Consider the following 23,141-nt stretch of genomic DNA (forward strand, 5'->3'; position numbering starts at 1 on the left):
CCGTTCAGACCTCGGCGCGCCCGAGCCGCCAGTAGCCCATGAACGCGACCGCACGGCGGTCGACACCGAGGTCGGTGACGAGATGCCGGCGGAGCGTCTTGATGGCGCCCGCCTCGCCGGCGAGCCACGCGTAGAGCGCCGCACTCTTCAGCGCGGCGCCGCCCTTCGCGGTGCGCGGCACCTCCCACAGCATGTCGTGGTCGATGTCGATCTCTTCGACCTCGGCGCCGCGTCCTTCCGGCGCCAGTTCGGCCGCGGCCTCGGCGACCGCGGCGACGAGGTGCTCGTGTCGATCCGCCTCGCCGCTCCGTGCCGCGACGCGGTAGCGGAACCCGGGATGCACCGGCAAGTAGTCGACGTCGGCCGGGTGCGGCGTTTCGAGCACGACGACGCCGCGCGCCGTGGCCGGCAGCTGCTCGAGGATCGCGGCGATCGCGGGGGCCGCCGTCTCGTCACCCGCGAGCAGGATGTCGCCCGTCTGCGCGGGCGGCACGAAGTCGATGCCGTAGCTGACGCCCCGCTGCGCCGTGGTCGGCGCGAAGATCAGCAGCTCGTCGCCGATGTGGGCGTCGGCGATCCACGCCGACGCGGGCCCCTGTACCTCGTGCGCGACCATGTCGATGTCGACCTCGCACGCGCCGGGGCGCACCGCGCGCGTCGTGTAGGTGCGGAAGGTGGGGCGCTGCGTATCATCCAGGGCCCGCCACTCGTCCCACCAATCCTCGCCGAGCGGCATGTCGTCGATCGAGGCGTGAGCGGTGGGGAAGACGATCTTGATCCGCTGGTCGAAGCCTGTGTCACCGTAGTCGGCGAGGTCATCGCCGCCGAAGGTGAAGCGCCGGAACGTGGGGGTGAGGTCGGTGATGGCGCTCACCCGGGCGCGGAAGAAGCGGCTCTGCGGCCGGTCGTCGGTCATCTCGTCGGTCATCTGATCTCTCCTGTGGTCGAGGCGGGAACAGTGTGCGCGGCCACCGCGGCGGACGGCTCGGCGGCCGTGAGTACGCGGTGGCGTCCGCGGGGGAGGATGAGCGGGGTGCCCGAGACGGGATCGTCGATCACCGTGGCATCCAGATCGAACACCTCGCGAACGAGGTCGCTCGTGACGACGTCGCGCGGCGCGCCCGACGCGACGAGCCGGCCGGCACGCAGGGCGAACAGGTGGTCGGCGTAGCGGGCGGCGAGATTGATGTCGTGCAGCACCATGACGATCGTGGTGCCGCGGCGCAGGTTGAGGTCGGTCAGCAGGTCGAGCACTTCGATCTGATGCGACACGTCGAGGAACGTGGTCGGCTCGTCGAGCAGCAGGATGTCGGTCTCTTGCGCGAGGGCCATCGCGATCCACACGCGCTGTCGCTGCCCGCCCGACAGCTCATCGACGGCGCGATCGGCGAGGTCGAGCACGCCGGTCGCCGCGAGCGCCTCGGTGACGGCTCTGTCGTCGTCGCTTGTCCGCGACCGGAACAGCCGCTGGTGCGGGTGGCGCCCGCGCCCGACGAGGTCGGCGACGGCGATGCCCTCGGGCGCAACGGGCTGCTGCGGCAGAAGGCCGAGCGTGCGGGCGAGGTCTTTCGTCGGCAGCTGGTCGAGGCTCTTTCCGTCGAGGATGACGGCGCCGCTCATCGCGGGGATCAGGCGCGACATCGCCTTCAGCAGCGTCGACTTGCCGCACGCGTTCGCGCCGACGATCACGCTCACGCGATGCATCGGCACGTCGATGGAGACACCGTCGACGATCGGGGTGCGGCCGTAGCCCGCGACGAGGCTTTCGGTGCGGAGCACGTGGGGGGCGGTCATGACGATCCTCCGCGACGACTGGTTCGGATGAGGAGATACAGCAGATAGGGCGCCCCGAGGATGCCGGTGATGACGCCCACGGGGAACTTGGTGTCGAACGCGAACTGCCCGAGCAGGTCCGCGGCGAGCACGAGGCACGCGCCGGTCAGCGCCGCCGGCAGCACGAGCGAGGTGGCAGGCCCCACGATGCGGGAGGCGATCGGCCCGGCGAGGAACGCGACGAACGCGATCGGTCCGGTCGTCGCCGTCGCGACGCACGCGAGGGCGACCGCCGCGATCACGAGCAGCACCCGCGTGCGGTCGACGCGCACACCGAGCGCCGTCGCCGACGCGTCGCCGAGCTCGAGCGCCGAGAGGTCGCGGCTCAGCACCAGCACGAGCGGCACGAGCACGATCACGGCGAGAGCGAGCGCGGGCACGTCCTCCATGCGCGAGCCGTTGAGGCTTCCGGTCATCCAGCGAGCGGCGACGGAGACGTCGTAGACGTTCGCGCGGACGAGCAGATACGCGACGACGGCATCGAGCATCGCCCCCACGCCGATACCGATCAGGATCAGTCGGCCGCCGGTCGATTCGCCGCCGCGCGCCGCGAGGTAGATGACGACCGCGGTCACGATTCCCGCGACGATCGCGAGCGCCATCGTGGTCGGTCCGCTCCAATGCAGCACCACGAGCGAGAGGATGGCGGCGGCGCTCGCGCCCGAGGTGATGCCGATCACATCGGGACTCGCGAGGGGGTTCCGCAGCATTGTCTGGAAGGTCGACCCCGCGACGCCGAAGGCGATGCCGGCGAGAACACCGGTGAGCGCGCGCGGCAACCGCAACGTGCCGACCGTGAAGGATGCCCCCTGCACGTGTTGCCCGAAGAGGACGGCGACCACGTCCGACACGGGGTAGATCGTGTTGCCGAGCATGAGCATGGCGCAGACCAGGGCGAGCACGACCGCCGTCATGACGACGAGCGCGATGCGGCGGCGACGGCGGCGCGCCGCGCGACCCGCGCGGACGGCCTCCTGCTGCGCGGTGGTCGTCGTGGTCGTCGGAATCGACAGCATCACCATCAGAGGGCCTTCAACTTCGTGCGGCGGGCGATGACGATGAGCACGGGTGCGCCGATGAAGGCGGTGATGATGCCGGCCTCGACTTCGCCTGGGTAGCCGACCACGCGGCCGAGCGTGTCGGCGAGTGTCAGTAGGACGGCACCGCCGAGCGCCGAGAGCGGCAGCAGCCAGCGCTGGTCGGAGCCCGTGAGCGCGCGGATGACGTGCGGCACCATCAGGCCGACGAATCCGATCGGACCGACCGCGGCCGTGACGGCGGCGCAGAGCGACACCCCGGCGATGGCCGAGATGATGCGGATGCGCCCGACGCGCACACCCAGCCCGACGGCGACGTCGTCGCCGAGCGCGAGGGCGTTGAGCGCCGACGCGCACAGGAGCGCGATCAGGGTTCCGATGACGAGCACCGGGATGACGATGGACATCGTCTCGGCGTTCGCGCGGCCGACGTTGCCGACCTGCCAGAACCGGAACTCGTCGAGCACGCCCTGGCGCGGCAGGAGGATCGCCGACACGAGCGAGCTCAGCGCGGCGGTCGTGGCGGCGCCGGCGAGGGCGAGCTTGATGGGGGTGGTGCCCCCGGGCCCGACCGAGCCGACGAAGTAGACGAAGAACGCGGTGAGGAACGCTCCGATGAGCGCCAGCGCGAGCGAGCCGAGCGCGCTCGAGACGCCGAGGAAGGCCATGCCGATCACGACGGCGAGGGCAGCGCCGGTGTTCACGCCGAGGATGCCGGGATCGGCGAGCGGATTGCGGGTGATCGCCTGCATGAGCGTTCCCGACAGGGCGAGGGCCGCGCCCGCGAGGAGCGCCATGATCGTGCGCGGCACGCGGCTCTGCACCGCGATCGCGCCGATGTCGGTGGGGGTCTCGCCCCGCACCCACAGGGTCATCCCCTCGACGATCTCGGAGAGCGACACCGGCCGCGATCCGAACGACACCGAGACGACGACCGAGACGACGACCGCGCCGATCAGGGCGAGCACCACGGCGACGCGGCGACGCGCGCCCACCGAAGGGGCGGGCGCGCGGCGCGAGGCGGGCAGGGTGGCGGTCACTGGACCTTGGCTGCGGCCTTTTCGAGCAGCGGCACGTACTGCGGCAGAACCCACGGGATCGACAGCGCGGTGGGGCTGACGGCGGCGCTCAGCGCGTCGCCCTTGCCGATCTCGACCACGGCGCCGGCCTTGACGGCGGGAAGGGTGCTCCACAGCGGGTCGGCCTGCAGGGCGGGCAGCACGTCGCCGTCGCCGTAGGTCACGATGACGTCGACGTCGGCCAGCTTGTCGGCGTTCTCGGCGCTGAACTCTTCGTAGAACGATCCGCCGGCGGCGCCGTCGATCGCGACCTGGGGCAGATCGAAGCCGAGGTCGCCGAGGAGCGCGGTGCGCGCGTCGCCGCCCGTGTACATGTTGACCGTCGACAGGTCTGCGGCGCTGATCGAGAAGAACGCGGCGGTCTTGCCCGAGAAGTCGGCGCCCGCCGTGGAATCCGCGATGTCGGCCTCGAGGTCGGAGACGAGCTTGTCGCCCTCGGCAGACAGGCCGAGCGCCTTCGCGTTGAGCGTGATCGTGTCGCGCCAAGGGGTGAACCACGCGACCTTGGGATACGCCACGACGGGCGCGATCTCGCTCAGCGTCGCGTAGCTCTCGGCATCGAGCCCCGACTGCGCGGCCAGAATGAGGTCGGGGTTGGTGTCGGCGATCGCTTCGAAGTCGGTACCGTCGGCCGTCGAGAAGATCGCGGGCGCCTCGCCGCCGAGCTTGTCGATGGCATCCTGCGTCCACTCGTAGACGCCGAGGGGAGCATCGCCCGTGTAGTTCCAGAGCTGGGTATCCATGCCGACTGGCACGACGCCGAGAGCGAGCGCGACGTCTTGGTTGCTCCACCCCACGGCGGCGACGCGTTCGGGCTTGCTCGGGATCGTCGTCTCGCCCAGAGCGTGCGTGATCGTGATCGGGAACGTGTCGTCGGCTGCCGCCGAACCGGTCGAGGCGGGAGAGCTGGACGAGGCGCAGCCGGTGAACAGGAGCGCGGCGGCGGCCGCGAGGGCGGCGGTGGTGCGGATGCGGGGCACGGGGATTCCTCCGTTGCTGTGGGGGTGGCGTCCGTTATTGAAGTAAGGACAGCCTTACTTTAGTTCGGCATCGCTGCCGGATGCCAATCCGCGACAGGCCACCTGAAGGTCACCATTCCGACACGAAAGAGCCCCGCAGGCGCCGGGGCGGTGCGGGGCTCTCGCGTGGAATAGTCCCTTCGATCATCTCTTCTTCGTACGGTCGACGGCGCGAACGGCAGCCCAGGCGGCGGGGATGAGCAGCGCCGCGATCGCGGCCTTCACCAGGCCGCCCACGACGAAGGGCCACAGGCCGAAGGCGAGGATCTCGCTCACTCCGAACGTGCCGCCGCCGACGACGTTGAGGATGAAGGCCATGTAGGGGATGCCGAAGACGAACGGGATCGCGCTCGCGAGCACGAAGCCGGCGAAGGCGAGTACGGGGCGGCGGTCCCACGCGCGCTCGGCGAACCAGCCCGCCACGAACGCCGCGACGATGAACCCGATGATGAAGCCGAACGACGGCTTCGCCACCGCGGCGATCGAGCCGGTGAAGCCCGCGAACACGGGAAGGCCCGCGAGCCCGGCGAGAAGATACGTGGTGAGCGCCGCGGCGCCGCGCCGTGCGCCGAGGGCGGCACCGACGACCACCACGCCGAGTGTCTGCCCGGTGACCGGCACGGGCCACAGGGGCACCTCGAGCTGGGCGAGCGCGGCGACGAACGCGGCGCCCGTGACGACGAGGGCGGCGTCGAGCGCGAAGGCACGTGCGCGGCCCGTCGGCCGTGCGATGAGGTCGGCGAGCACCGGGCGGCGAACGGGGGCTGCGAGAGACATGAGACTCCTGGTGTCGTGGGTGGTCGGCCTACGAGAGATCGGCCCGTGGGGTTCAGCATAGGGGGAGATCCGCGCGAGTTCTTGGACCGTGTCCACCAAGGTTTAGGCGATCGTTTGGCGCGGCGGGATAGTGCGGCCTGACCTCTTCAGCAGTCGGGAGCCACGAGCTACCCTCGGTGCATGGCCGAAGTGACCGTCCGCGCAGCCCGATCCGACGATGCCGCCGCAGCGGCACGCGTGCACGTCGAAGGCTGGCGCGAGACTTATCGCGGGCTCGTCGACGACGACATCCTCGACGATGCGTCCCTCTTGCCCCGTCGCGAGCGGTTCTGGGCCTCGGCGCTCGGCGGCGACCCCCGCTATGCCGACGTGCAGGCGGCGGTCGCCGAGGTCGACGGCGAGATCGTCGGGATCGCGATGAGCCGCGCCGCCGACCCCTATGAAGAGGATGCCTCGGTCGAGGTCAACCTCACCGTGCTGTACGTGCTGCAGGCCCACCACGGCACGGGCCTCGGCGCAGCGCTGCTCGATGCGGTCGTGCGCCCCGACGGCACCGCTTCGCTCTGGGTCGCCGACCCGAACCCGCGTGCCCAGGCGTTCTATCGCAAGCACCGCTTCGACTTCGACGGCGCCGGCCGTGTCGAGTCGGGAGTGCGCGAACTGCGCATGGCGCGCACCGGACAGTGAGCGGGCAGTGGCCGGGCAGTGATCCGCCGTGCCGTGGCGCCGGCCGCGCGCTGACGACGCCTGCGCCCGGGTAGACTGGGAGGCTGGCCCGCGCCCGCCGGATGCCTGCGACATGTCGCAGTCGCCCCGGGGGAGGTGCGGCCGACACCCTCACCCACCGAAGAACGGACGTCTGCTGTGCTCGCCGTGCACGACCTCGAGATCCGCGTGGGCGCCCGCACGCTCATGTCGGAGGTGTCGTTCCGCGTCTCGGACGGCGACAAGATCGGCCTCGTCGGCCGTAACGGCGCCGGTAAGACCACGCTCACCAAGGTGCTCGCGGGCGACCTCATGCCCGCCGACGGCCGGGTCGACAGTTCGGGCGAGCTCGGCTACCTGCCGCAGGACCCGCGTTCGGGCGACCCCGAGATGCTCGCGCGCACGCGCATCCTTGACGCCCGCGGGCTGGGCACCCTCGCCCTGCAGATGCACGAGGCGTCGCTGCAGATGGGCGATGCCGACGAGAAGGTCGCCGCGAAGGCGATGCGCCGCTACGGCAACCTGACCGAGCGATTCGAGGCTCTCGGTGGCTACGCCGCCGAGGCGGAGGCGGCATCGATCGCCCACAACCTCTCGTTGCCCGACCGCATTCTCGACCAGCCGCTGAAGACGCTCTCGGGCGGTCAGCGCCGCCGCATCGAGCTCGCACGCATCCTGTTCTCCGACGCGCAGACGATGATCCTCGACGAGCCCACCAACCACCTCGACGCCGACAGTGTCGTGTGGCTGCGCGAGTTCTTGAAGAACTACAAGGGCGGGCTCATCGTCATCAGCCACGACGTCGAACTCGTCGGCGAGACGGTCAACCGCGTCTTCTACCTCGACGCGATGCGCCAGGTCATCGACATCTACAACATGAACTGGAAGAACTACCTGCGCCAGCGCGTGGCCGATGAGGAGCGCCGCAAGAAGGAGCGCGCCAATATCGAGAAGAAGGCCACCGCCCTACAGCTGCAGGCCGCGCGGTTCGGCGCCAAGGCATCCAAGGCCGCCGCCGCGCACCAGATGGTCGCGCGCGCCGAGAAGATGCTGTCGGGCCTCGAAGACGTGCGGCAGGAAGACCGCGTCGCCAAGCTGCGCTTCCCCAAACCCGCGCCGTGCGGCAAGACGCCGCTCATGGCGAAGAACCTGTCGAAGTCGTACGGGTCGCTCGAGATCTTCACCGACGTCGACCTCGCGATCGACCGCGGCTCGAAGGTCGTCGTGCTGGGGCTGAACGGCGCCGGGAAGACGACGCTGCTGCGCATTCTCGCCGGCGTCGACAAGCCCGACACGGGCGTGCTCGAACCCGGGCACGGCCTCAAGATCGGCTACTACGCGCAGGAGCACGAGAACCTCGACGTGAACCGCTCGGTGCTCGAGAACATGATGTCAGCCGCGCCCGACATCACCGCGACCGAGGCGCGCAAGGTGCTCGGCTCGTTCCTGTTCACGGGCGACGATGTGCTGAAGCCGGCCGGCGTGCTCTCGGGCGGCGAGAAGACCAGACTCTCACTCGCGACCCTCGTGGTTTCGAGCGCCAACATGCTGCTGCTCGACGAGCCCACGAACAACCTCGACCCCGCGTCGCGCGAAGAGATCCTCGGCGCGCTCGCGCACTACGAGGGCGCTGTCGTGCTCGTCTCGCACGACTCGGGCGCCGTGCAGGCGCTGAACCCCGAGCGCGTGCTCATCTTGCCCGACGGCGTCGAAGACATCTGGGGCCGCGACTACGTCGACCTCATTGAGTTGGCGTGACGCGGTCAGGCGAACTGGCGTGACGCGGTCAGGCGAGTCGGCCTGACGCGCTCGGTGGGTCGACCCCGTCTGACGCGCTGAGGCCAGACGGCGCCCACTCACGCGTCGAGCAGGGCGTCTTCGTCTTCCATGTCGCGGTCGCGGCGCCGCGGTTCGCCGCGACGGCGACGCCTCGGCGTAGACGTCGGCGTTGTGGATGCCGGGGGAGCGGCGGCCCCGTCGGCGTCGCCCTCCGCACCCGCCCCGACAGCGATCGCCGCCGCACGCTCCGCCTCGGCGGCGTCTGCGGCGTCTTCCCGCCGGTGGCGCAACTCGGTACGGATCATGTACCAGATGAAGACGAAGCCCATCACGGCGAAGAGGATCCACTGGATCGCGTACGACAGGTACGGCCCGGGGTCTTGCGAGGGCGGTTCGAGCACCGTCGGTGCCGTGGCGGGCGCGGGGTCTTCCGACACCATCAGCCCGTAGGCGCCGGTGATGAGATCGTCGTGACCGGTGGTCTCGGCGACGAGGGGCAGGTTGATCGTCGGCACCTGGCCGGCGGGAGCCGACTGGGTGGCGTTCCGGAGCGGTTCGCCCGGCATGAGGCGCGCGACCACGGTGACCGTGCCGCTCGGCGGATCGGGCACGGCCTCGGGACCCGACCCCGAGTCGGCCGGCGACACCCAGCCGCGATCGATGACGAACAGCTCGCCGGTCGACGCGCGGAAAGGCACCAGCACTTCGAACGCCGCCGTGCCGCCGTGCGCCCGGTTGCGGGCGAGGAGGGTGTCGGAGGTGAGGTATTCGCCGGTGATCTCGACCGGCCGCCACTGGTCACCCGGGTCGAACGACCCGTCGGTGCCGATCAGCTCGCCGAGCGCGGCCGGCTCCGCGTCGTAGTTCGCCGCGATCAGCGCCAACTGCTGCGCGCGCGACTCGTTGCGGGTGAACTGCCAGTTCGACAGGTAGGCGCACGCGATCGCGAAGGCGATCGCGATCGCGATGTAGCCACTCCAGCGGAGCGCGGTGCGGTTCACGGGCGCGCCTCCGCCGCGGCATCCGATAGCGCCACGACCTCGACGGGGAAGTCGCGCGCGGCGAGGTAGTCGCGAAGGTACGCGACGTGCGCGTCGCATGCCGTCCAGATCTTTCGGCGGGATGCCTCGTGGATGCGGGGGTTGCGCCACACGACCTGCCAGCGCGCCTCGGCCCGGCATCCTGCGCGTGAGCACACCACCGGCGCACCGGGCGCCTGGGCCGCGGTCGTCTCGGCGCTCATGCGGCGCCCTCCGGGCGGCGCGGTGCCTCGTGGATGCGGATGACGCCCGTCGTCTCGTCGGGTGCGGGAGCCGCGTGCGGGGCACGCGGAGCGGCCTCGATGGCCCGCTCGGGCGGCACGGCCCGGCCGGCGGGCGCGGCGGCGACATTCGCGATCACGACGGCGAAGTACGGCAGCACGATCGCCCCGATCGCGAAGAGCCACGTATACCAGCCGTACGGCTGGATCGCGACCATCAGCACGAAGCACACCACGCGGATCGCCATCATCGAGAAGTACTTGCCCATGCGGGTGTGGGCGTCGTCGCGCGGCGCGCGCGGGAGCGACGTCGCAGACTGAGCGGAGGTGTGCTTCACGGTGCCTCAAGCCTACGCCGCCGTCGCCCGCACGGCGGTCGTGCGGGCGACGAGGACCGGACGGGCGACGCTCAGGAATACTGCGACGAGCTGGCCGCCGAGGCGGCGATGATGACGAACAGCAGCACAACCCCGAGCACGACGAGCGCCACTCCGGCCCAGCCGATGATGACGCCGGCCAGCGCCATGCCGCGGCCCGACTCACCCGTGCGCTTGATCTGGCCGAGTGCGATGTGGCCCATGATCGCACCGGCGAGGGAGCCGATGAGGGGGAGGAGCCAGAGGAACCCGACGATCGACAGGATCAACGAGGCCACGGCGAGGCCGTTGGTCTTGCGCGCCGGGTAGGCGCCGTAGGCGTACGGCGCGACCGGGGGAACACCGGGCGTCGGCGCGGCGGCGTAGGCGGCACCGTAGCCGGCGGTAGAGGGGGCGCCGTATGCGGGCGCGGCCGGGGCGCCGTAGGGGGCCGGTGCTGCGTACTCGGCGGGCGCACCGTACACGGGCGGCGCGTACGTGGGCGGCGCCGCGGCGGGCGGGGCGGTCGGAGCCTCGGACGCGGGTGCGACGGGCGGATACGGCGGGTAGGGCGCCGTCTCGTACTGCGGCGCGGCGGGGGCGACGTAGGGTGCCCCCTCGTACGCGGGCGGCGGACTCACGGGCGCCGTCGGCTGCGCCGAAGGATCGTCCTGCTGCGGGGGCTGCTCCGACTGGGGGCCGGTGGGGTCGGTCACGATGGGCTCCTCTCGCCTGCGGTCAGCCTAGCCGCACCGGGAGCGCCAGTAGGCTGGTTCGATCGTCGCCCCCGACCAACAGGAGCACCATGTCCACTGGCAGAGTCGTCCTCGTCACCGGCGGAAACCGCGGCATCGGCCGCGCGATCGCCGAGCGTTTCGTCGCCGAGGGCTACCGCACCGCGGTGACCGCCCGCTCGGGCGAGGGCCCGGAGGGCACGCTGACCGTGCGTGCCGATGTGACCGACGCCGCCTCGCTCGACGCCGCGTTCACCGAGGTCGAGCGCGAGTGGGGATCGGTCGAGATCGTCGTCGCGAACGCCGGCATCACGAAAGACACCCTGCTCCTGCGCATGACCGAAGACGACTTCGACTCGGTGGTCGCCACCAACCTCGGCGGCACGTTCCGGGTCGTCAAGCGCGCCTCGAAGGGCATGCTCCGCGCGCGCTGGGGCCGCGTCATCCTCATCTCGAGCGTCGTGGGCCTGTACGGCTCCGCGGGTCAGATCAACTACTCGTCGTCGAAGGCCGCACTCGTCGGCTTCGCCCGGTCGCTCACGCGCGAACTCGGCGGCCGCGGTATCACTGCGAATGTCGTGGCCCCAGGATTCATCGAGACCGACATGACGGCGGAACTTCCCGAAGAGACGCAGGCCGAGTACAAGCGCAGCATTCCCGCGGGGCGTTTCGCGACGCCCGACGAGGTCGCGGGCGTCGTCGCGTGGCTCGCCTCGGACGACGCCGCGTACGTATCGGGTGCCGTCATTCCCGTCGACGGCGGCCTCGGCATGGGGCACTGATCCGCACTCATGCCCACCCAGGCGCATCACGCTCGGGTGATGGCCGTCACGATCGCGTCGGCGAGAACCTCGGGCTGCGAGAACTGCGGCCAGTGACCGGTGCCGAGGCGCACGATCTCGGTGTCGGTGATCGCGTCGAACTCCTCGGCGTACGGCCCCCACTGGGCGAGGAACTCGCGGAACGGCGCCTCGTCGAACGCCCCCGAGAGCACAGTCACCGGCACGTCGTGACGGCGCTCTGAGCGCAGCGCCACGGGGTCCGTCGGCACCCGGCCCGGCACGCTGAGCGTCTGCGCAGCGGTGCGCGCGCGGGTCGAGGCGTCGAGGTCGGCGACATCGTCGTCGTCGAAGAAGTCCCACCCCGGGAACGGGATGACGCCGTCGACGACGGCGAACTCCGAGATCACGCCGCCGTCGTGCGGCACCGCGGTGTCGACGAGCACCACGCGCGCGACCCGGTCGGGCCGGGCGTCGGCCGCGGCCCACGCCACATTGCCCCCACCGCTGTGCCCGACGACCACGACCGGGCCGTCTGCCGCGTCGATCTCGTCGACGACGGCCTGCACCCAGTCGGACATGCCGATGTCGGCGCTGTCGGATGCCGGCGCCCCGAGCCCCGGCAGGGTGAGCGGTCGGGGGTTCAGCCCGGCAGCGCGCAACGTCGGGAGCACGTCGTCCCACGACGAGGCATCCAGCCACAGGCCCGGGATGAGGATGATGTCCATGCCGCCGACGCTACGCTCGGGCTCCGACACCTGCCAGGGGGAGGAGAGGAGGTGCGGCAAGCTCAGGGCAGGAGCGGAATGACCTCACGCAGGTCGACCGCGCCGATCACGAGATCGGCCTGCGTGCGCACCGCCGGTTTCGCGTTGAAGGCGAGCCCTAGCCCCGCGGCGGCCATCATCTGCAGATCGTTCGCGCCGTCGCCGATCGCGATCGTGCGGCGCGTCGGCACGCCATACGAAGAGGCCCATTCGCGCAGCGACGCGGCCTTCGCCGCGGCATCCACGATCTCTCCGTCGACGAGCCCCGTGAGCGCCCCGTCGGCGCTCGCGAGCCGGTTGGCCCGCCATACGTCGACTCCGAGCGGCGGAGCCACCGCATCGAGCACCTCGTGGAACCCACCCGAGACGACCGCCGCGCGACCTCCGCGCGCGTGGATCGCCGCGATCAGCTCGCTCGCCCCCGGTGTGGGTTCGACGCGGGCGCGCACGCGTTCGAACGCGTCGAGCGGCACCCCGCGGAGCGCCTGCACGCGCGAGCGCAGGCTCTTGGCGAAGTCGACCTCGCCGCGCATCGCCGCCTCGGTCGCCGCGGCGACCTCGGGGCCGCGGCCCGCTTCGACGGCGATGAGCTCGATGACCTCGTTGCGCAGCAGAGTGGAATCGGCGTCGAACACGACGAGAAAACGGGCGTCAGGCACGCGTCCAACCTAGCGGCCCGGGCGGCCACGCCGCCGCGACCACCCGTGCGGGCCGTCGCTCGCACCCCCGCTCAGCGGGCGACGCGCGCGTTCTTGCCGACGACGGTGATGCCGCTGTCGGTCACCGTGAACCCGCGCGAGAGGTCGAGCCCGCGGTCGACCCCGACTGTGGCGCCCGGTTCGAGCACGACGTTCTTGTCGAGGATCGCGCGATGCACGCGCGCCCCCGCACCGACGTCGACGTGGTCGAACAGCACCGAGTCGGTGATCGTCGATCCGCCCGCCGCGAGCGTCCACGGCCCGACGACCGAGCGCTCCAGGTGGGTGCCCGAGAGCACCGACCCGAGCGAGACGATCGAGTCGATCGCATTGCCCATGCGGCCCACCCCGTCGCGCACGAACTTCGCCGGGGGCGAGTTCACGGCCTGCGAGTGGATCGGCCAGTCCATGTTGTACAGGTTGAACACCGGCAGCGTCGAGATCAGGTCCATGTGGGCGTCGAAGAACGAGTCGATCGTGCCCACGTCGCGCCAGTAGTCGCGGTCGCGATCGGTCGAACCGGGCACGTCGTTGCGCTTGAAGTCGTAGACCGCCGCCTCGCCCCGATTCACGAAGTACGGGATGATGTCGCCGCCCATGTCGTGGTCGGAGGTCGGCAGCTCGCCGTCGGCCTCGACGGCGGCGATCAGCGCGTCGGCGTCGAAGATGTAGTTGCCCATCGAGGCGAGCACCTCGTGCGGGGTGTCGGGAAGGCCCGTCGGGTCTTGCGGCTTCTCGAGGAACTCGCGGATCGTGACGCTGTCGGCCGGGTCGACGTCGATGACGCCGAACTGGTTGGCGAGCGAGATCGGCTGACGGATGCCGGCGACGGTCGCCTTCGACCCCGATTCGATGTGTGCGGCGAGCATCTGCTCGAAGTCCATGCGGTACACGTGGTCGGCACCGATCACCATGACGATGTCGGGCTTCTCGTCTTGCACGAGGTTGAGCGACTGCAGGATCGCGTCGGCCGACCCCGAGAACCAGCGCTTGCCGAGTCGCTGCTGCGCGGGCACCGATGCCACGTACGAGTTCAGCAGCGCCGACATGCGCCAGGTCTGCGAGATGTGCCGGTCGAGCGAATGCGACTTGTACTGGGTCAGGACGACGATCTGGCGAAGACCCGAATTGATGAGATTCGAGATCGCGAAGTCGATCAGGCGGTACTGACCGCCGAACGGGACGGCGGGCTTCGCGCGGTCCCCTGTGAGAGGCATGAGGCGCTTGCCCTCGCCCCCGGCGAGGATGATTCCGAAGACCTTCGGCGCTGCTGGCATGGCCCCACACTATGCCCCCCGCGCGGCGTTGTACTAGCGTTCGACACATGCGCGTCGACATCGTCACAAAGGAGTATCCGCCCGAGATCTACGGGGGAGCGGGTGTGCACGTGACGGAGCTCGTCAAGGCGCTGCGCAAGAGCATCGAGGTGCAGGTGCGCGCCTTCGGTCAGGGCCGCGACGAGGCCGACACGAGCTCGTACACGGTGCCGGTCGAGCTGGGCTCGGCGAACCCCGCGATCCAGACGCTCGGCGTCGACCTCGAGATCGTCGGCGATGTCGCCGGCGCCGACGTCGTGCACTCGCACACCTGGTACGCGAACTTCGCGGGGCACCTCGCGTCGCTCCTGCACGGCATCCCGCACGTCGTCACGGCGCACTCCCTCGAGCCCCTGCGCCCGTGGAAGGCGGAGCAGCTGGGCGGCGGCTACGCCGTCTCGAGCTACATCGAGCAGACCGCCTACGAGCACGCCGCCGCCGTCGTCGCGGTGAGCGAGGGCATGCGCCGCGACATCCTGCGCAGCTACCCCACGCTCGATCCCGAGAAGGTGCGGGTGATCTACAACGGGATCGATGTGGATGCCTGGCATCCGCGCACCGATCACGCGCTGCTCGAGAGGTTCGCGATCGACCCGAACCGCCCCTCGGTCGTCTTCGTCGGCCGCATCACCCGGCAGAAGGGGTTGCCGTACTTCCTTCGCGCGGCCGCCCTGCTGCCGCCCGAGGTGCAGATCGTGCTGTGCGCCGGTGCCCCCGACACACCGCAGATCATGGCCGAGGTCGAAGGACTCGTGCGCGACCTGCAGCGCACGCGTGACGGGGTCGTCTGGATCGACGAGTTCCTGCAGCGCGACGACCTCTGTGCGATCCTCACCTCGGCGACGACGTTCGTGTGCCCGTCGATCTACGAGCCGCTCGGCATCGTGAACCTCGAGGCCATGGCGTGCGGCGCCGCCGTCGTCGGCACCGCGACGGGCGGCATTCCCGAGGTCGTCGTCGACGGCGTCACCGGCCGGCTCGTGCCGATCGACCAGGTGCAGGACGGCACCGGCACCCCGACCGACCCCGATCGATTCGTCGCCGACCTCGCCGCGACCCTCGCCGAGGTCGTCGCCGACCCCGAGCGCGCGCGCGCCTACGGCGCGGCGGGCCGCGAGCGGGCTGCGACGGCCTTCAGCTGGCAGGCGATCGCCGACGCCACGGAGTCGCTCTACCGCGAGGTGGCGCAGCCCTCCCGGTAGGCTGGGAGCATGCCCCAGGTCCTCGAGTTCGCCGACGTCGTCGTGCGTCGGAACGCCCGTAACATCGTCGATCACGTCGATTGGACGGTCACCGACGATCAACGCTGGGTCGTGCTCGGCCCGAACGGTGCCGGCAAGACGACCGTGCTGCAGTTGGCGGCCACGCTGCTGCACCCCACGTCGGGCACGGTGACCGTTCTCGACGAGCAGTTGGGGCGGACGGATGTCTTCGAACTGCGCCCGCGGATCGGTTTCGCGTCGTCGGCCATGGCCAAGCGCGTCCCGCCCGAAGAGACCGTGCTCGACGTCGTGCTGACGGCGGCGTTCTCGGTGCTCGGCCGCTGGAACGAGGAGTACGAGACGATCGACGAGAGGCGCGCCCGTCGCGTACTGGGGGAGTGGAAGCTCGACCAGCTCGCCGAGCGCACCTTCGGCACGCTGTCGGACGGCGAGCAGAAGCGTGTGCAGATCGCGCGTGCCGTGATGACCGACCCCGAGCTGCTGCTGCTCGACGAGCCGACGGCGAGCCTCGACCTCGGCGCCCGCGAAGAGCTGCTGGGGCTGCTCGGCGGCTACGCCCAGGCACCGACGACCCCCGCGATGGTCATGGTCACCCACCACGTCGAAGAGATCCCGCTCGGCTTCACCCATGTGCTGCTGTTGCGCGACGGCGGTGTCGTCGCTGCGGGTCCGATCGACGAGACCCTCACGGCGCAGAACCTCTCCGACACGTTCGGCATGCCGATCGCGCTGAGCTCCGACGGCGGCCGGTTCGCCGCGCGCGCGACGAACGGTTCGTGACGCCGCCGAAGGGCTGGTAAGATTGACCCTTGGTGCATCCGCACCGCAGACTTCCCTCGCCCTGGCAAAATCCAGGGCACCACGTAAGGAATCCCATGAAGACTGACATCCACCCCGAGTACAACGCGGTCGTCTTCCGCGACCTCGGTTCCGGCGACACGTTCCTGACCCGTTCGACGGTCACGAGCGACAAGACGATCGAGCTCGACGGCGTCACCTACCCCGTCATCGACGTCGAAATCTCCTCGGCCTCGCACCCGTTCTACACGGGCAAGCAGCGCATCATGGACTCGGCCGGTCGCGTCGAGAAGTTCAACCAGCGCTTCAAGAACTTCGGCAGCAAGTAAGCAGCCCCGCGAAAGCCCCGCTCCGGCGGGGCTTTCGTCGTTCCCGCTGGCGTGCGCGCCGCCGGGGTCAGCGGATCGGCCAGCTGCCGTCGAGGGCGTCGGTGGGGTCGAGCCGTCCGACGCGGATGAAGTACTCCGTCAAGCTCTCTGCTTGCGTGCGGGCCCAACCGATCTGCTGAGTGTGCAGCTCGTGCACGGGCGCCGTGAGGTCGTAACGCCGGGCGAGCGCCTGGGCGAGGCGGCCCGCAGCAATGGCATCCGCTGCGGCGTCGTGCGCACCGACCAGCGGCACCGCGTAGTGCGCGGCGACCGCCTCGAGCGTGCGCTTGCCCTTGCGGTAGCGATCGTGGGCTTTGTCGAGCACGAGCGGGTCGATGACCGGCGCGGGGTCGACGATGGGCCGGATGCCATGGCGCAGCGCCTCGTGCTTGAGCAGCGAGAAGTCGTACGGCGCGTTGTAGGCGACCACCGGCACGCCCGCGGCGAACAGCTCGCGCAGGGCTTCGACCACCTCCGCGACGACGTGCGCGACCGGGCGGCCGTGGGCGCGGGCGTAGGCGGTCGTGATGCCGTGTACGGCGGTCGCCCCCTCGGGGATCTCGACGCCCGGGTCGGCGAGCCACGACTGCGAACGGAGGGCGACGCCGTCAGGCCCGAGCAGCCCGACGTGCGCTGTGACGATACGGTCGGTCGTCACGTCGACGCCCGTCGTCTCGAGATCGAACACGCCCACGGCCTCGGCCCACGACGCCGGAGTCGCGGCCGGAACAGGCGCCGAGGCGCCGTCGGCTCGTAGGCCGTCCTCTTCGTCGTCCCAGAGGGGGAGCGGCTGCGGGTGGTCCATGCCTCCGAACGTAGGCGCACGCTCCGACATCGGCCCCTCGCCACGCGGATCGCGGCCGTCGCGGCGGTGCGCCACGCCCCTCGTAGACTCGAGGGATGCCCGTCGCCTCTCCCTACGCCGCGCGACTCGCCGCGATCCCCGTGGAGCGGAAGACGCTGGAACTGCCCACCGGCCCCGCGGCGTACTGGGTCTACGGCGACGCCGCCGCGCCGCTCACGCTGCTCATGGTGCACGGCTACCGCGGCGACCACCACGGCCTCGAACCGGTCGTCGCGCACCTCGACGGGGTGCGCGTGATCTCACCCGATCTGCCGGGCTTCGGCGAGACGCCGCCGCTGCGCGCCGCCGGTAAGGGTGCCGAAGGCGCCGCCGCCGAGCACACGCTCGATGCCTACGCCGACTGGCTCACCGCGTTCGCCGCCGCCGTCGCCCCGGAGGCGCCGATCCTCGGGCACTCCTTCGGGTCGATCGTCGTTGCCGCCGCGGTCGCCGGCGGGCTCGAGACTCCGCGCGTGATCCTCGTGAACCCGATCGGCGCCCCGGCGCTCGAGGGCCCCCGTGGCATCCTCACCCGCCTCGCCGTCTTCTACTACTGGGCCGGCGCCCGGCTGCCCAAAGCCCTCGGCGACGCGCTCCTGCGCAACCGCGTGATCGTCCGCGTCATGAGCGCGTCGATGGCGAAGACCCGCGACAAGACGCTCCGCGCCTTCATCCACGACCAGCACGACCGCTACTTCTCGCTCTTCGGCGACCGCGACGTGCTGCACGAGGGATTCGTCACCTCGGTGTCGAACGACGTGCGCCGCTTCGCCCCGCAGATCGCCCAACCGACGCTCTTGATCGCCGCCGAGAAAGACGACATCACACCGATCGAGGCGGAACGGCACCTGCAGACGCTCTTCCCCGACGCCGAGCTCGTCGAGATACCCGGCGTCGGGCACCTCATCCACTACGAGACGCCGCAGCAGGCGGCATCCGCGATCACGCGCTTTCTTCGGCCTTCCGACGCCGATACGCGATGACGTTCATGCGATTGCCGCAGTTGCCGGTGTCGCAGTAGCGTTTCGAGCCGTTCTTCGAGAAGTCGACGTAGACCGAGGCGCAGTCGTCGGCTTCGCAGATGCGGACCCGGTCCCACTGATCGGAGCGGATCACGTCGACGAAGGCCATGGCGGCCTCGACGAGCATGCGCACCGAGAGCGGGGCGTCGGGCTCGGTCGCGTGGATGTGCCAGTCGAACCCGTCGTGGATGACGAGCTGGGGGAGCGCCCGGCCGTCGCGCAGCATCGCGTTGACGAGCGGCACGGCGCCGTCGCGATCGACGCTCCACAGTTCGAGCAGCCGGGGCCGGTTGGCGCGCACCGCGGCGAGCTCGTCGTCGTCGCGATGGAAGGTGCCGGTGTAGGCGTACTCGTCGAGGTAGGCGTCGAAGTCCTGCTGCGAGACGAGGCGGTCGACGCCTTCGGTGTCGGTGTCGGGCAGCGTGTTCACGAGGGCCGCGGCGGCGCGCAGCGACATCTCGGTGTCATGGATGAAGACCACGTTGACTCCTGACTGTTCGCGGCAGTATCGTCACCAGTGTACGCATGGTTCACTCATGACAGCCCAGCCAGAGGACCGCCGGTGACGCACACCGCCCCCATCGAACTCATCGCCACGACGGCGCCCGCGCTCCCCGTTCCCGCGGGGCTCGCCCCGGTGCGCGGCCGGGCGCGTCACCGCGCCGGCGGCATCGTCATCGCCGTCGTCTCGGCGCTCGCCTTCTCGTCGAGCGGGCCGCTGGTCAAACCGCTCCTCGAAGCGGGCTGGTCGCTGTCGGCGGCGCTCCTCGTGCGCATGGGACTCGCGGGCCTCATCCTGTCACCGGCGCTCGTGCGGGCGATCGCGCGCGAGCGGTCGTTCCTGCGCCGGTACTGGCGCTCGCTGCTCGCGTTCGGGGTGATCCCGGTGGCCGGCTGCCAGCTGATGTTCTTCTCGGCGATGCAGCGCATGCCGGTCGCGGTGGCGCTGCTCATCCAGTACCTGGCGCCCGTGCTGCTCGTCGGGTTCGTGTGGCTGCGGACCCGCCGCGCGCCGTCGCGACTCGTGCTGATCGGGTCTGCCGTCGCGGTCGTCGGGCTCGTGCTGGTCGTCGACGTCTCAGGCGCCCGGTTCGACCTGCTCGGCACGCTCCTCGCGCTCGGCGCCGCCGTCACGGTGTGCGTCTACTTCACGATGAGCGAGCGCACCGGCGACGACCTGCCGCCCCTCGCGCTCGCCTCGGGCGGGCTGCTCGTCGGAGCGCTCGTCATGGCGGCGGTCGCCGCGGTGGGCGCGATCCCGTTCGCAGCGCCCGCCGTGACGGTGACATTCCGAGGAGTGGACGTGCCGGGCATCCTGCCGATCCTCTGGGTCGGTGGGGTTGCGACGACGCTCGGCTACGCGCTCGGCGTGATGGCGGTGCCCCGCATCGGCTCGCGGCTCGCCTCGTTCATCGGGCTCAGCGAAGTGCTGTTCGCGCTCGGCTTCGCGTGGCTGCTGCTCGGCGAGACCCCCGCCCCGATCCAATTCGTCGGCGGCGCCGTGCTGCTCGCCGGGGTCGTGCTCGTGCGGGTGGATGCCGCGGAAGCGGACGCCGTCACTGCTCCCGACGCGCCGATTCGAGGATCGGACGGATCCGGTAACCGATCACCTCGCCCATGACGAGGGAGGTTTCGGTGCGCTCGACGCCCTCGATCGAGAGGATGCGCGCGTCGACGTCGAACAGGTGCTGGGTGTCGCGGGCGGCGACCCGCACCATCAGATCGATCTGACCGCTCAGGCCGTGGGCCTGGATCACTTCGGGGATCTCGGCGATCTCGGCCGTGATGCGGGGGATGTCGGCCTGGCGCACGATGACGCTCACCATCGCCTCGATGGGCAGCCCGAGCGCCGCGGGCGACATCGCCCGCTCGAACGATTGGAACACACCGGAACGCTCGAGGCGGGCCATGCGCGCCTGCACGGTGTTGCGCGACAGGCCGAGACGATCGGCGAGCGCGACGACGGTCGCCCGATGATCGTCGGCGAGGGCCTTCAACAGCTCGAGGTCAACGCGGTCCAGAGATCCCATAGTGCACAAGGATACCAGGAGCGTCGGGGCGCACCTGCGCAACATGCTCAAGACTGACCGCAATGCTTGAGCGAGGTGCAGGGCCGCCGTAGCCTCGGACCAGCCGGCGACGATGCCGGCGTCCGGAAGCGCCGGGTCCACGAGACCTCCGCGTCCCCGAAGGAGTGACGATGATGCACACCCTGACCACCGATCCGACGCACGCGGCCGACCTCGACACCGTCGCGCAGCTACTCACCCCCACCGGCGACCGCGTCTCAGACCCGCGCCTCGACCGCTGGGCCGACGAGCTCGAGGCCGCCGCCCTCCGCGCTCTCTATCGAGACATGGCGATCACACGGCGCCTCGACGGCGAGGGCGTCGCGCTGCAGCGGCAGGGCCACCTCGGCCTCTGGGCGCCCGCGCAGGGGCAAGAGGCGATCCAGGTCGCGAGCTCGCACGCGTGCCGCCCGGACGACTTCCTTTTTCCGAGCTACCGCGAACTGGGAGTGCTCGTCACGCGGGGGGCGAGCCCGGCCGACCTCGTACTCGGCTGGCGCGGCGAGGTGCACGGCACCTTCGACCCGTACGCTCTGCACGTCGCGACCCCGCAGATCATCATCGGGGCGCAGACGCTCCACGCCGTCGGCTACGCGATGGGCATCCAGCGCGACGGCGGCGACCAGGTGTCGGTGGCCTACTTCGGCGACGGCGCCACGAGCCAGGGAGACGTCAACGAGGCGATGGTGTTCGCCTCGTCGTTCGAGGCGCCCGTCGTGTTCGTCTGCTCGAACAACCAGTGGGCGATCTCCGAGCCCGTGAGCGTGCAGTCGCGCTTTCCGATCGCGGGGCGGGCGCCGGCCTTCGGCATCCCGAGCCTGCGCGTCGACGGCAATGATGCGATCGCGTGCGCGGCGGCGATGCGCTGGGCGCTCGATCGGGCCCGCTCGGGCGAAGGCCCCGCCTTCATCGAGGCCGTCACGTACCGCATGGGACCGCACACGACCTCCGACGACCCGACGCGCTACCGCGACGCCGCCGAGGTCGAGCGGTGGCGTGGGCGTGACCCGCTGACCCGGCTCGAGGCTCATCTGCGGCGGAGCGGCGCGTGGGACGACGCCTTCGCCGCCGAGGTCGCAGCGGCCGGCGCCACCCTCGCCGCAGGGATGCGCGACGCGGCGCTCACGGCGCAGACGCGTCCCGCGATCGAGGTGCTCGACGACGTGTACGCCGAGCCGCACGTGGGCATGACCCGGCAGCGCGAGCGGTTCGCCGCCTACCTCGACGGCTTCGCCGACGGGGAGGCGTGAGATGGCCGGGCAGAGCGCACTCACCCCACTGACGATGGGCAAGGCCCTCACCGCGGGGCTGCGCAGTGCCATGGCGCGCGATGACCGCGTGCTGATCATGGGGGAGGACATCGGCCGGCTCGGCGGCGTCTTCCGCATCACCGACGGGCTGCAGGACGAGTTCGGCGCGGGGCGCGTGATCGACACGCCCCTGGCCGAATCGGGCATCGTCGGCACGGCCGTCGGCCTCGCCTACCGCGGATTCCGGCCCGTCGTCGAGATCCAGTTCGACGGGTTCGTGTATCCCGCGTTCGACCAGATCGTCTGCCAAGTGGCGAAGCTGCATTACCGCACCCGCGGCCAGGTGCGCATGCCGATCACGATCCGCATCCCGTGGGCCGGCGGGGTCGGCGCGGCCGAGCACCATTCCGAATCGCCCGAGGCGTATTTCGTGCACACGGCGGGCCTGCGCGTGGTCGCGGTCGCGAACCCGCACGACGCGTACACCATGCTGCAGCAGGCGATCGCGTGCGACGACCCGGTGGTGTTCTTCGAGCCGAAGCGGCTCTATCACACCAAGGGCGAGGTCGATCTCGCCGCCGACATCGCCGACGCCGCCCCGATGGGGCTCGCCCGTGTCGCGCGAGAAGGCACCGACGTCACGCTCGTCGCGTACGGCGCGCAGGTGACGACGGCGCTGGATGCCGCGATGGCGGCCGAAGACGACGGGATCTCGATCGAGGTCATCGATCTGCGCTCGCTCTCGCCCGTCGACTACCGCACCCTGTCGGCGTCGGTGCGCAAGACCGGCCGCATGATCGTGACCCACGAGGCGGGCGGCGAAGCGGGCGTGGGCGCAGAGCTCATCGCGAGCATCACCGAGCAGTGCTTCCACCACCTCGAAGCTGCGCCCGTGCGGGTGACCGGGCACGACATCCCCTACCCGCCGGCGAAGCTCGAGAAACACCACGTGCCCGACCTCGACCGCATCCTCGACGCGGTCGATCGGGTGCTCGATCGCCCGAACAGCCTCTCGGAGGTGGCGCTGTGAACGCGGAGTTCCGTCTGCCCGACCTCGGTGAGGGGCTGCCCGAGGCAGAGATCGTGCAGTGGCTCGTCGCCGAGGGCGACGAGGTCACCCTCAATCAACCGATCGCCGAGGTCGAGACGGCCAAAGCCGTCGTCGAGCTGCCGTCGCCCTTCGCCGGCACCGTGCAGACCCTGCACGCCGCGGCGGGAGACGTCGTCGCGGTCGGCAGCCCGCTCATCGTGATCACGGTGCCCGGCGACGAGCCCACGGCGGCGTCTGGCGGGACTGCTGCACACGCGGTCGCCGCGGCCAGCGGCACCGTTGCCGAGGATGCCGCGGAGCCGGAGCGCGCGAACCCGAACCTCGTCGGGTACGGGGCGGCGCCGCGCGCCGCCGGGCGGCCGCAGCGGCGCGCGGT

General features: G+C 70.8%; 27 protein-coding genes. 11 read left to right on the forward strand and 16 right to left on the reverse strand.

From position 1 onward, the window contains the following. Positions 1 to 4 precede the first annotated feature (4 nt). The 6 genes from G3N18_RS01655 to G3N18_RS01680 all read right to left on the reverse strand — a co-directional run bounded on the left by G3N18_RS01655 (position 5) and on the right by G3N18_RS01680 (position 5,745). Complete coding sequence (locus tag G3N18_RS01655) at positions 5 to 928, reverse strand: siderophore-interacting protein (protein ID WP_230403731.1); 924 nt, start codon at positions 926 to 928, stop codon at positions 5 to 7. Further along, positions 925 to 1,794: an ABC transporter ATP-binding protein gene (locus G3N18_RS01660; protein ID WP_196382574.1), complete on the reverse strand. Its 870-nt coding sequence runs from the start codon at positions 1,792 to 1,794 to the stop codon at positions 925 to 927. Before G3N18_RS01660 ends, G3N18_RS01655 begins: the two co-directional genes overlap by 4 nt. Beyond that, complete coding sequence (locus tag G3N18_RS01665; protein ID WP_206692863.1) at positions 1,791 to 2,855, reverse strand: FecCD family ABC transporter permease; 1,065 nt, start codon at positions 2,853 to 2,855, stop codon at positions 1,791 to 1,793. The genes G3N18_RS01660 and G3N18_RS01665 overlap by 4 nt, the downstream gene beginning before the upstream one ends. Next, positions 2,855 to 3,910 (reverse strand): FecCD family ABC transporter permease, encoded by a 1,056-nt coding sequence (locus tag G3N18_RS01670; protein ID WP_338038148.1) that lies wholly within the window; start codon positions 3,908 to 3,910, stop codon positions 2,855 to 2,857. Before G3N18_RS01670 ends, G3N18_RS01665 begins: the two co-directional genes overlap by 1 nt. Continuing rightward, positions 3,907 to 4,929, reverse strand: a complete 1,023-nt coding sequence (locus G3N18_RS01675; protein ID WP_196382575.1) for an ABC transporter substrate-binding protein — start codon at positions 4,927 to 4,929, stop codon at positions 3,907 to 3,909. The genes G3N18_RS01670 and G3N18_RS01675 overlap by 4 nt, the downstream gene beginning before the upstream one ends. A gap of 183 nt (positions 4,930 to 5,112) precedes the next feature. Further along, positions 5,113 to 5,745, reverse strand: a complete 633-nt coding sequence (locus tag G3N18_RS01680) for a biotin transporter BioY (protein WP_196382576.1) — start codon at positions 5,743 to 5,745, stop codon at positions 5,113 to 5,115. 180 nt (positions 5,746 to 5,925) lie between these two features. On the opposite strand from G3N18_RS01680, the gene G3N18_RS01685 reads away from it, so the two are divergent. Both G3N18_RS01685 and G3N18_RS01690 read left to right on the forward strand, forming a co-directional pair. Next, positions 5,926 to 6,432 (forward strand): GNAT family N-acetyltransferase, encoded by a 507-nt coding sequence (locus G3N18_RS01685; RefSeq protein ID WP_196382577.1) that lies wholly within the window; start codon positions 5,926 to 5,928, stop codon positions 6,430 to 6,432. A gap of 177 nt (positions 6,433 to 6,609) precedes the next feature. Then, positions 6,610 to 8,208: an ATP-binding cassette domain-containing protein gene (locus tag G3N18_RS01690; RefSeq protein WP_196382578.1), complete on the forward strand. Its 1,599-nt coding sequence runs from the start codon at positions 6,610 to 6,612 to the stop codon at positions 8,206 to 8,208. A gap of 98 nt (positions 8,209 to 8,306) precedes the next feature. Here G3N18_RS01690 and G3N18_RS01695 read toward each other — a convergent pair whose 3' ends face one another. The 4 genes from G3N18_RS01695 to G3N18_RS16415 form a co-directional block, all read right to left on the reverse strand. Then, positions 8,307 to 9,230, reverse strand: coding sequence for an SURF1 family cytochrome oxidase biogenesis protein (locus G3N18_RS01695; RefSeq protein WP_314854635.1), 924 nt, complete (start codon positions 9,228 to 9,230; stop codon positions 8,307 to 8,309). Continuing rightward, the gene (locus G3N18_RS01700) at positions 9,227 to 9,472 is read right to left on the reverse strand and encodes a hypothetical protein (RefSeq protein ID WP_196382580.1); all 246 of its coding nucleotides are present in this window, start codon (positions 9,470 to 9,472) and stop codon (positions 9,227 to 9,229) included. The genes G3N18_RS01695 and G3N18_RS01700 overlap by 4 nt, the downstream gene beginning before the upstream one ends. After that, positions 9,469 to 9,828 carry a DUF3099 domain-containing protein gene (locus tag G3N18_RS01705; RefSeq protein ID WP_196382581.1) on the reverse strand — a complete coding sequence of 120 codons (360 nt, stop codon included), beginning with the start codon at positions 9,826 to 9,828 and terminating at the stop codon, positions 9,469 to 9,471. Before G3N18_RS01705 ends, G3N18_RS01700 begins: the two co-directional genes overlap by 4 nt. Positions 9,829 to 9,899: 71 nt before the next feature. Further along, positions 9,900 to 10,562 (reverse strand): DUF4190 domain-containing protein, encoded by a 663-nt coding sequence (locus G3N18_RS16415; protein ID WP_196382582.1) that lies wholly within the window; start codon positions 10,560 to 10,562, stop codon positions 9,900 to 9,902. An 89-nt stretch (positions 10,563 to 10,651) separates the two neighbouring features. On the opposite strand from G3N18_RS16415, the gene G3N18_RS01715 reads away from it, so the two are divergent. Next, complete coding sequence (locus tag G3N18_RS01715) at positions 10,652 to 11,362, forward strand: beta-ketoacyl-ACP reductase (protein WP_196382583.1); 711 nt, start codon at positions 10,652 to 10,654, stop codon at positions 11,360 to 11,362. Between the two features lie 26 nt (positions 11,363 to 11,388). Here G3N18_RS01715 and G3N18_RS01720 read toward each other — a convergent pair whose 3' ends face one another. The 3 genes from G3N18_RS01720 to glgC all read right to left on the reverse strand — a co-directional run bounded on the left by G3N18_RS01720 (position 11,389) and on the right by glgC (position 14,101). Beyond that, positions 11,389 to 12,087, reverse strand: a complete 699-nt coding sequence (locus tag G3N18_RS01720) for an alpha/beta fold hydrolase (RefSeq protein ID WP_196382584.1) — start codon at positions 12,085 to 12,087, stop codon at positions 11,389 to 11,391. Between the two features lie 62 nt (positions 12,088 to 12,149). Beyond that, positions 12,150 to 12,785: a phosphoserine phosphatase SerB gene (serB, locus tag G3N18_RS01725; protein WP_196382585.1), complete on the reverse strand. Its 636-nt coding sequence runs from the start codon at positions 12,783 to 12,785 to the stop codon at positions 12,150 to 12,152. Between the two features lie 71 nt (positions 12,786 to 12,856). Then, entirely contained in the window at positions 12,857 to 14,101 is a 1,245-nt protein-coding gene (gene glgC / locus G3N18_RS01730; RefSeq protein WP_196382586.1) for a glucose-1-phosphate adenylyltransferase, read from the reverse strand. A 47-nt stretch (positions 14,102 to 14,148) separates the two neighbouring features. On the opposite strand from glgC, the gene glgA reads away from it, so the two are divergent. The 3 genes from glgA to G3N18_RS01745 all read left to right on the forward strand — a co-directional run bounded on the left by glgA (position 14,149) and on the right by G3N18_RS01745 (position 16,490). Further along, complete coding sequence (glgA, locus tag G3N18_RS01735) at positions 14,149 to 15,342, forward strand: glycogen synthase (protein ID WP_196382587.1); 1,194 nt, start codon at positions 14,149 to 14,151, stop codon at positions 15,340 to 15,342. A gap of 9 nt (positions 15,343 to 15,351) precedes the next feature. After that, positions 15,352 to 16,143 carry an ABC transporter ATP-binding protein gene (locus G3N18_RS01740; protein WP_196382588.1) on the forward strand — a complete coding sequence of 264 codons (792 nt, stop codon included), beginning with the start codon at positions 15,352 to 15,354 and terminating at the stop codon, positions 16,141 to 16,143. Positions 16,144 to 16,238: 95 nt separating this feature from the next. Beyond that, complete coding sequence (locus tag G3N18_RS01745; RefSeq protein ID WP_196382589.1) at positions 16,239 to 16,490, forward strand: type B 50S ribosomal protein L31; 252 nt, start codon at positions 16,239 to 16,241, stop codon at positions 16,488 to 16,490. Positions 16,491 to 16,557: 67 nt separating this feature from the next. On the opposite strand, the gene G3N18_RS01750 is transcribed toward G3N18_RS01745, so the two are convergent. Next, positions 16,558 to 17,334, reverse strand: a complete 777-nt coding sequence (locus G3N18_RS01750; RefSeq protein WP_420827074.1) for an exonuclease domain-containing protein — start codon at positions 17,332 to 17,334, stop codon at positions 16,558 to 16,560. 95 nt (positions 17,335 to 17,429) lie between these two features. Here G3N18_RS01750 and G3N18_RS01755 point away from each other — a divergent pair, with 95 nt between their 5' ends. Beyond that, complete coding sequence (locus tag G3N18_RS01755; protein WP_196382590.1) at positions 17,430 to 18,356, forward strand: alpha/beta fold hydrolase; 927 nt, start codon at positions 17,430 to 17,432, stop codon at positions 18,354 to 18,356. On the opposite strand, the gene G3N18_RS01760 is transcribed toward G3N18_RS01755, so the two are convergent. Further along, positions 18,316 to 18,876, reverse strand: coding sequence for a CGNR zinc finger domain-containing protein (locus tag G3N18_RS01760; protein WP_196382591.1), 561 nt, complete (start codon positions 18,874 to 18,876; stop codon positions 18,316 to 18,318). The two genes, G3N18_RS01755 and G3N18_RS01760, sit on opposite strands and share 41 nt — an antisense overlap. A gap of 81 nt (positions 18,877 to 18,957) precedes the next feature. Here G3N18_RS01760 and G3N18_RS01765 point away from each other — a divergent pair, with 81 nt between their 5' ends. Continuing rightward, positions 18,958 to 20,016 carry a DMT family transporter gene (locus G3N18_RS01765; protein WP_338038154.1) on the forward strand — a complete coding sequence of 353 codons (1,059 nt, stop codon included), beginning with the start codon at positions 18,958 to 18,960 and terminating at the stop codon, positions 20,014 to 20,016. Here the strand turns inward: G3N18_RS01765 and G3N18_RS01770 are convergent. Continuing rightward, positions 19,952 to 20,425 (reverse strand): Lrp/AsnC family transcriptional regulator, encoded by a 474-nt coding sequence (locus G3N18_RS01770; RefSeq protein WP_196382592.1) that lies wholly within the window; start codon positions 20,423 to 20,425, stop codon positions 19,952 to 19,954. The two genes, G3N18_RS01765 and G3N18_RS01770, sit on opposite strands and share 65 nt — an antisense overlap. Positions 20,426 to 20,595: 170 nt before the next feature. Between G3N18_RS01770 and pdhA the strand changes: the two genes are divergently transcribed. From pdhA to G3N18_RS01785, 3 genes are all read left to right on the forward strand, one after another. Next, positions 20,596 to 21,714 (forward strand): pyruvate dehydrogenase (acetyl-transferring) E1 component subunit alpha, encoded by a 1,119-nt coding sequence (gene pdhA / locus G3N18_RS01775; RefSeq protein ID WP_420827075.1) that lies wholly within the window; start codon positions 20,596 to 20,598, stop codon positions 21,712 to 21,714. A 1-nt stretch (position 21,715) separates the two neighbouring features. Next, on the forward strand, positions 21,716 to 22,744 hold the full coding sequence (locus tag G3N18_RS01780) for an alpha-ketoacid dehydrogenase subunit beta (RefSeq protein WP_196382593.1): 1,029 nt from the start codon (positions 21,716 to 21,718) through the stop codon (positions 22,742 to 22,744). Beyond that, positions 22,741 to 23,141, forward strand: a 401-nt coding sequence (locus G3N18_RS01785) for a biotin/lipoyl-containing protein (protein ID WP_338038157.1), incomplete at its 3' end; no start/stop codon positions are given. The genes G3N18_RS01780 and G3N18_RS01785, both read left to right, overlap by 4 nt.

It is taken from the genome of Microbacterium paulum, from assembly GCF_015707995.1.
GTDB classification, from domain to species: Bacteria; Actinomycetota; Actinomycetes; order Actinomycetales; family Microbacteriaceae; genus Microbacterium; species Microbacterium paulum.

Bases quoted from the DNA above. Each gene is read 5' to 3' on its own strand.
- G3N18_RS01655 (WP_230403731.1), bottom strand. From the start codon at position 928: ATGACCGACGAGATGACCGACGACCGGCCGCAGAGCCGCTTCTTCCGC.
- G3N18_RS01660 (WP_196382574.1), bottom strand. From the start codon at position 1,794: ATGACCGCCCCCCACGTGCTCCGCACCGAAAGCCTCGTCGCGGGCTAC.
- G3N18_RS01665 (WP_206692863.1), bottom strand. From the start codon at position 2,855: ATGGTGATGCTGTCGATTCCGACGACCACGACGACCACCGCGCAGCAG.
- G3N18_RS01680 (WP_196382576.1), bottom strand. From the start codon at position 5,745: ATGTCTCTCGCAGCCCCCGTTCGCCGCCCGGTGCTCGCCGACCTCATC.
- G3N18_RS01685 (WP_196382577.1), top strand. From the start codon at position 5,926: ATGGCCGAAGTGACCGTCCGCGCAGCCCGATCCGACGATGCCGCCGCA.
- G3N18_RS01700 (WP_196382580.1), bottom strand. From the start codon at position 9,472: ATGAGCGCCGAGACGACCGCGGCCCAGGCGCCCGGTGCGCCGGTGGTG.
- G3N18_RS01715 (WP_196382583.1), top strand. From the start codon at position 10,652: ATGTCCACTGGCAGAGTCGTCCTCGTCACCGGCGGAAACCGCGGCATC.
- G3N18_RS01720 (WP_196382584.1), bottom strand. From the start codon at position 12,087: ATGGACATCATCCTCATCCCGGGCCTGTGGCTGGATGCCTCGTCGTGG.
- glgC (WP_196382586.1), bottom strand. From the start codon at position 14,101: ATGCCAGCAGCGCCGAAGGTCTTCGGAATCATCCTCGCCGGGGGCGAG.
- glgA (WP_196382587.1), top strand. From the start codon at position 14,149: ATGCGCGTCGACATCGTCACAAAGGAGTATCCGCCCGAGATCTACGGG.
- G3N18_RS01740 (WP_196382588.1), top strand. From the start codon at position 15,352: ATGCCCCAGGTCCTCGAGTTCGCCGACGTCGTCGTGCGTCGGAACGCC.
- G3N18_RS01745 (WP_196382589.1), top strand. From the start codon at position 16,239: ATGAAGACTGACATCCACCCCGAGTACAACGCGGTCGTCTTCCGCGAC.
- G3N18_RS01750 (WP_420827074.1), bottom strand. From the start codon at position 17,334: ATGGACCACCCGCAGCCGCTCCCCCTCTGGGACGACGAAGAGGACGGC.
- G3N18_RS01755 (WP_196382590.1), top strand. From the start codon at position 17,430: ATGCCCGTCGCCTCTCCCTACGCCGCGCGACTCGCCGCGATCCCCGTG.
- G3N18_RS01770 (WP_196382592.1), bottom strand. From the start codon at position 20,425: ATGGGATCTCTGGACCGCGTTGACCTCGAGCTGTTGAAGGCCCTCGCC.
- pdhA (WP_420827075.1), top strand. From the start codon at position 20,596: ATGATGCACACCCTGACCACCGATCCGACGCACGCGGCCGACCTCGAC.
- G3N18_RS01780 (WP_196382593.1), top strand. From the start codon at position 21,716: ATGGCCGGGCAGAGCGCACTCACCCCACTGACGATGGGCAAGGCCCTC.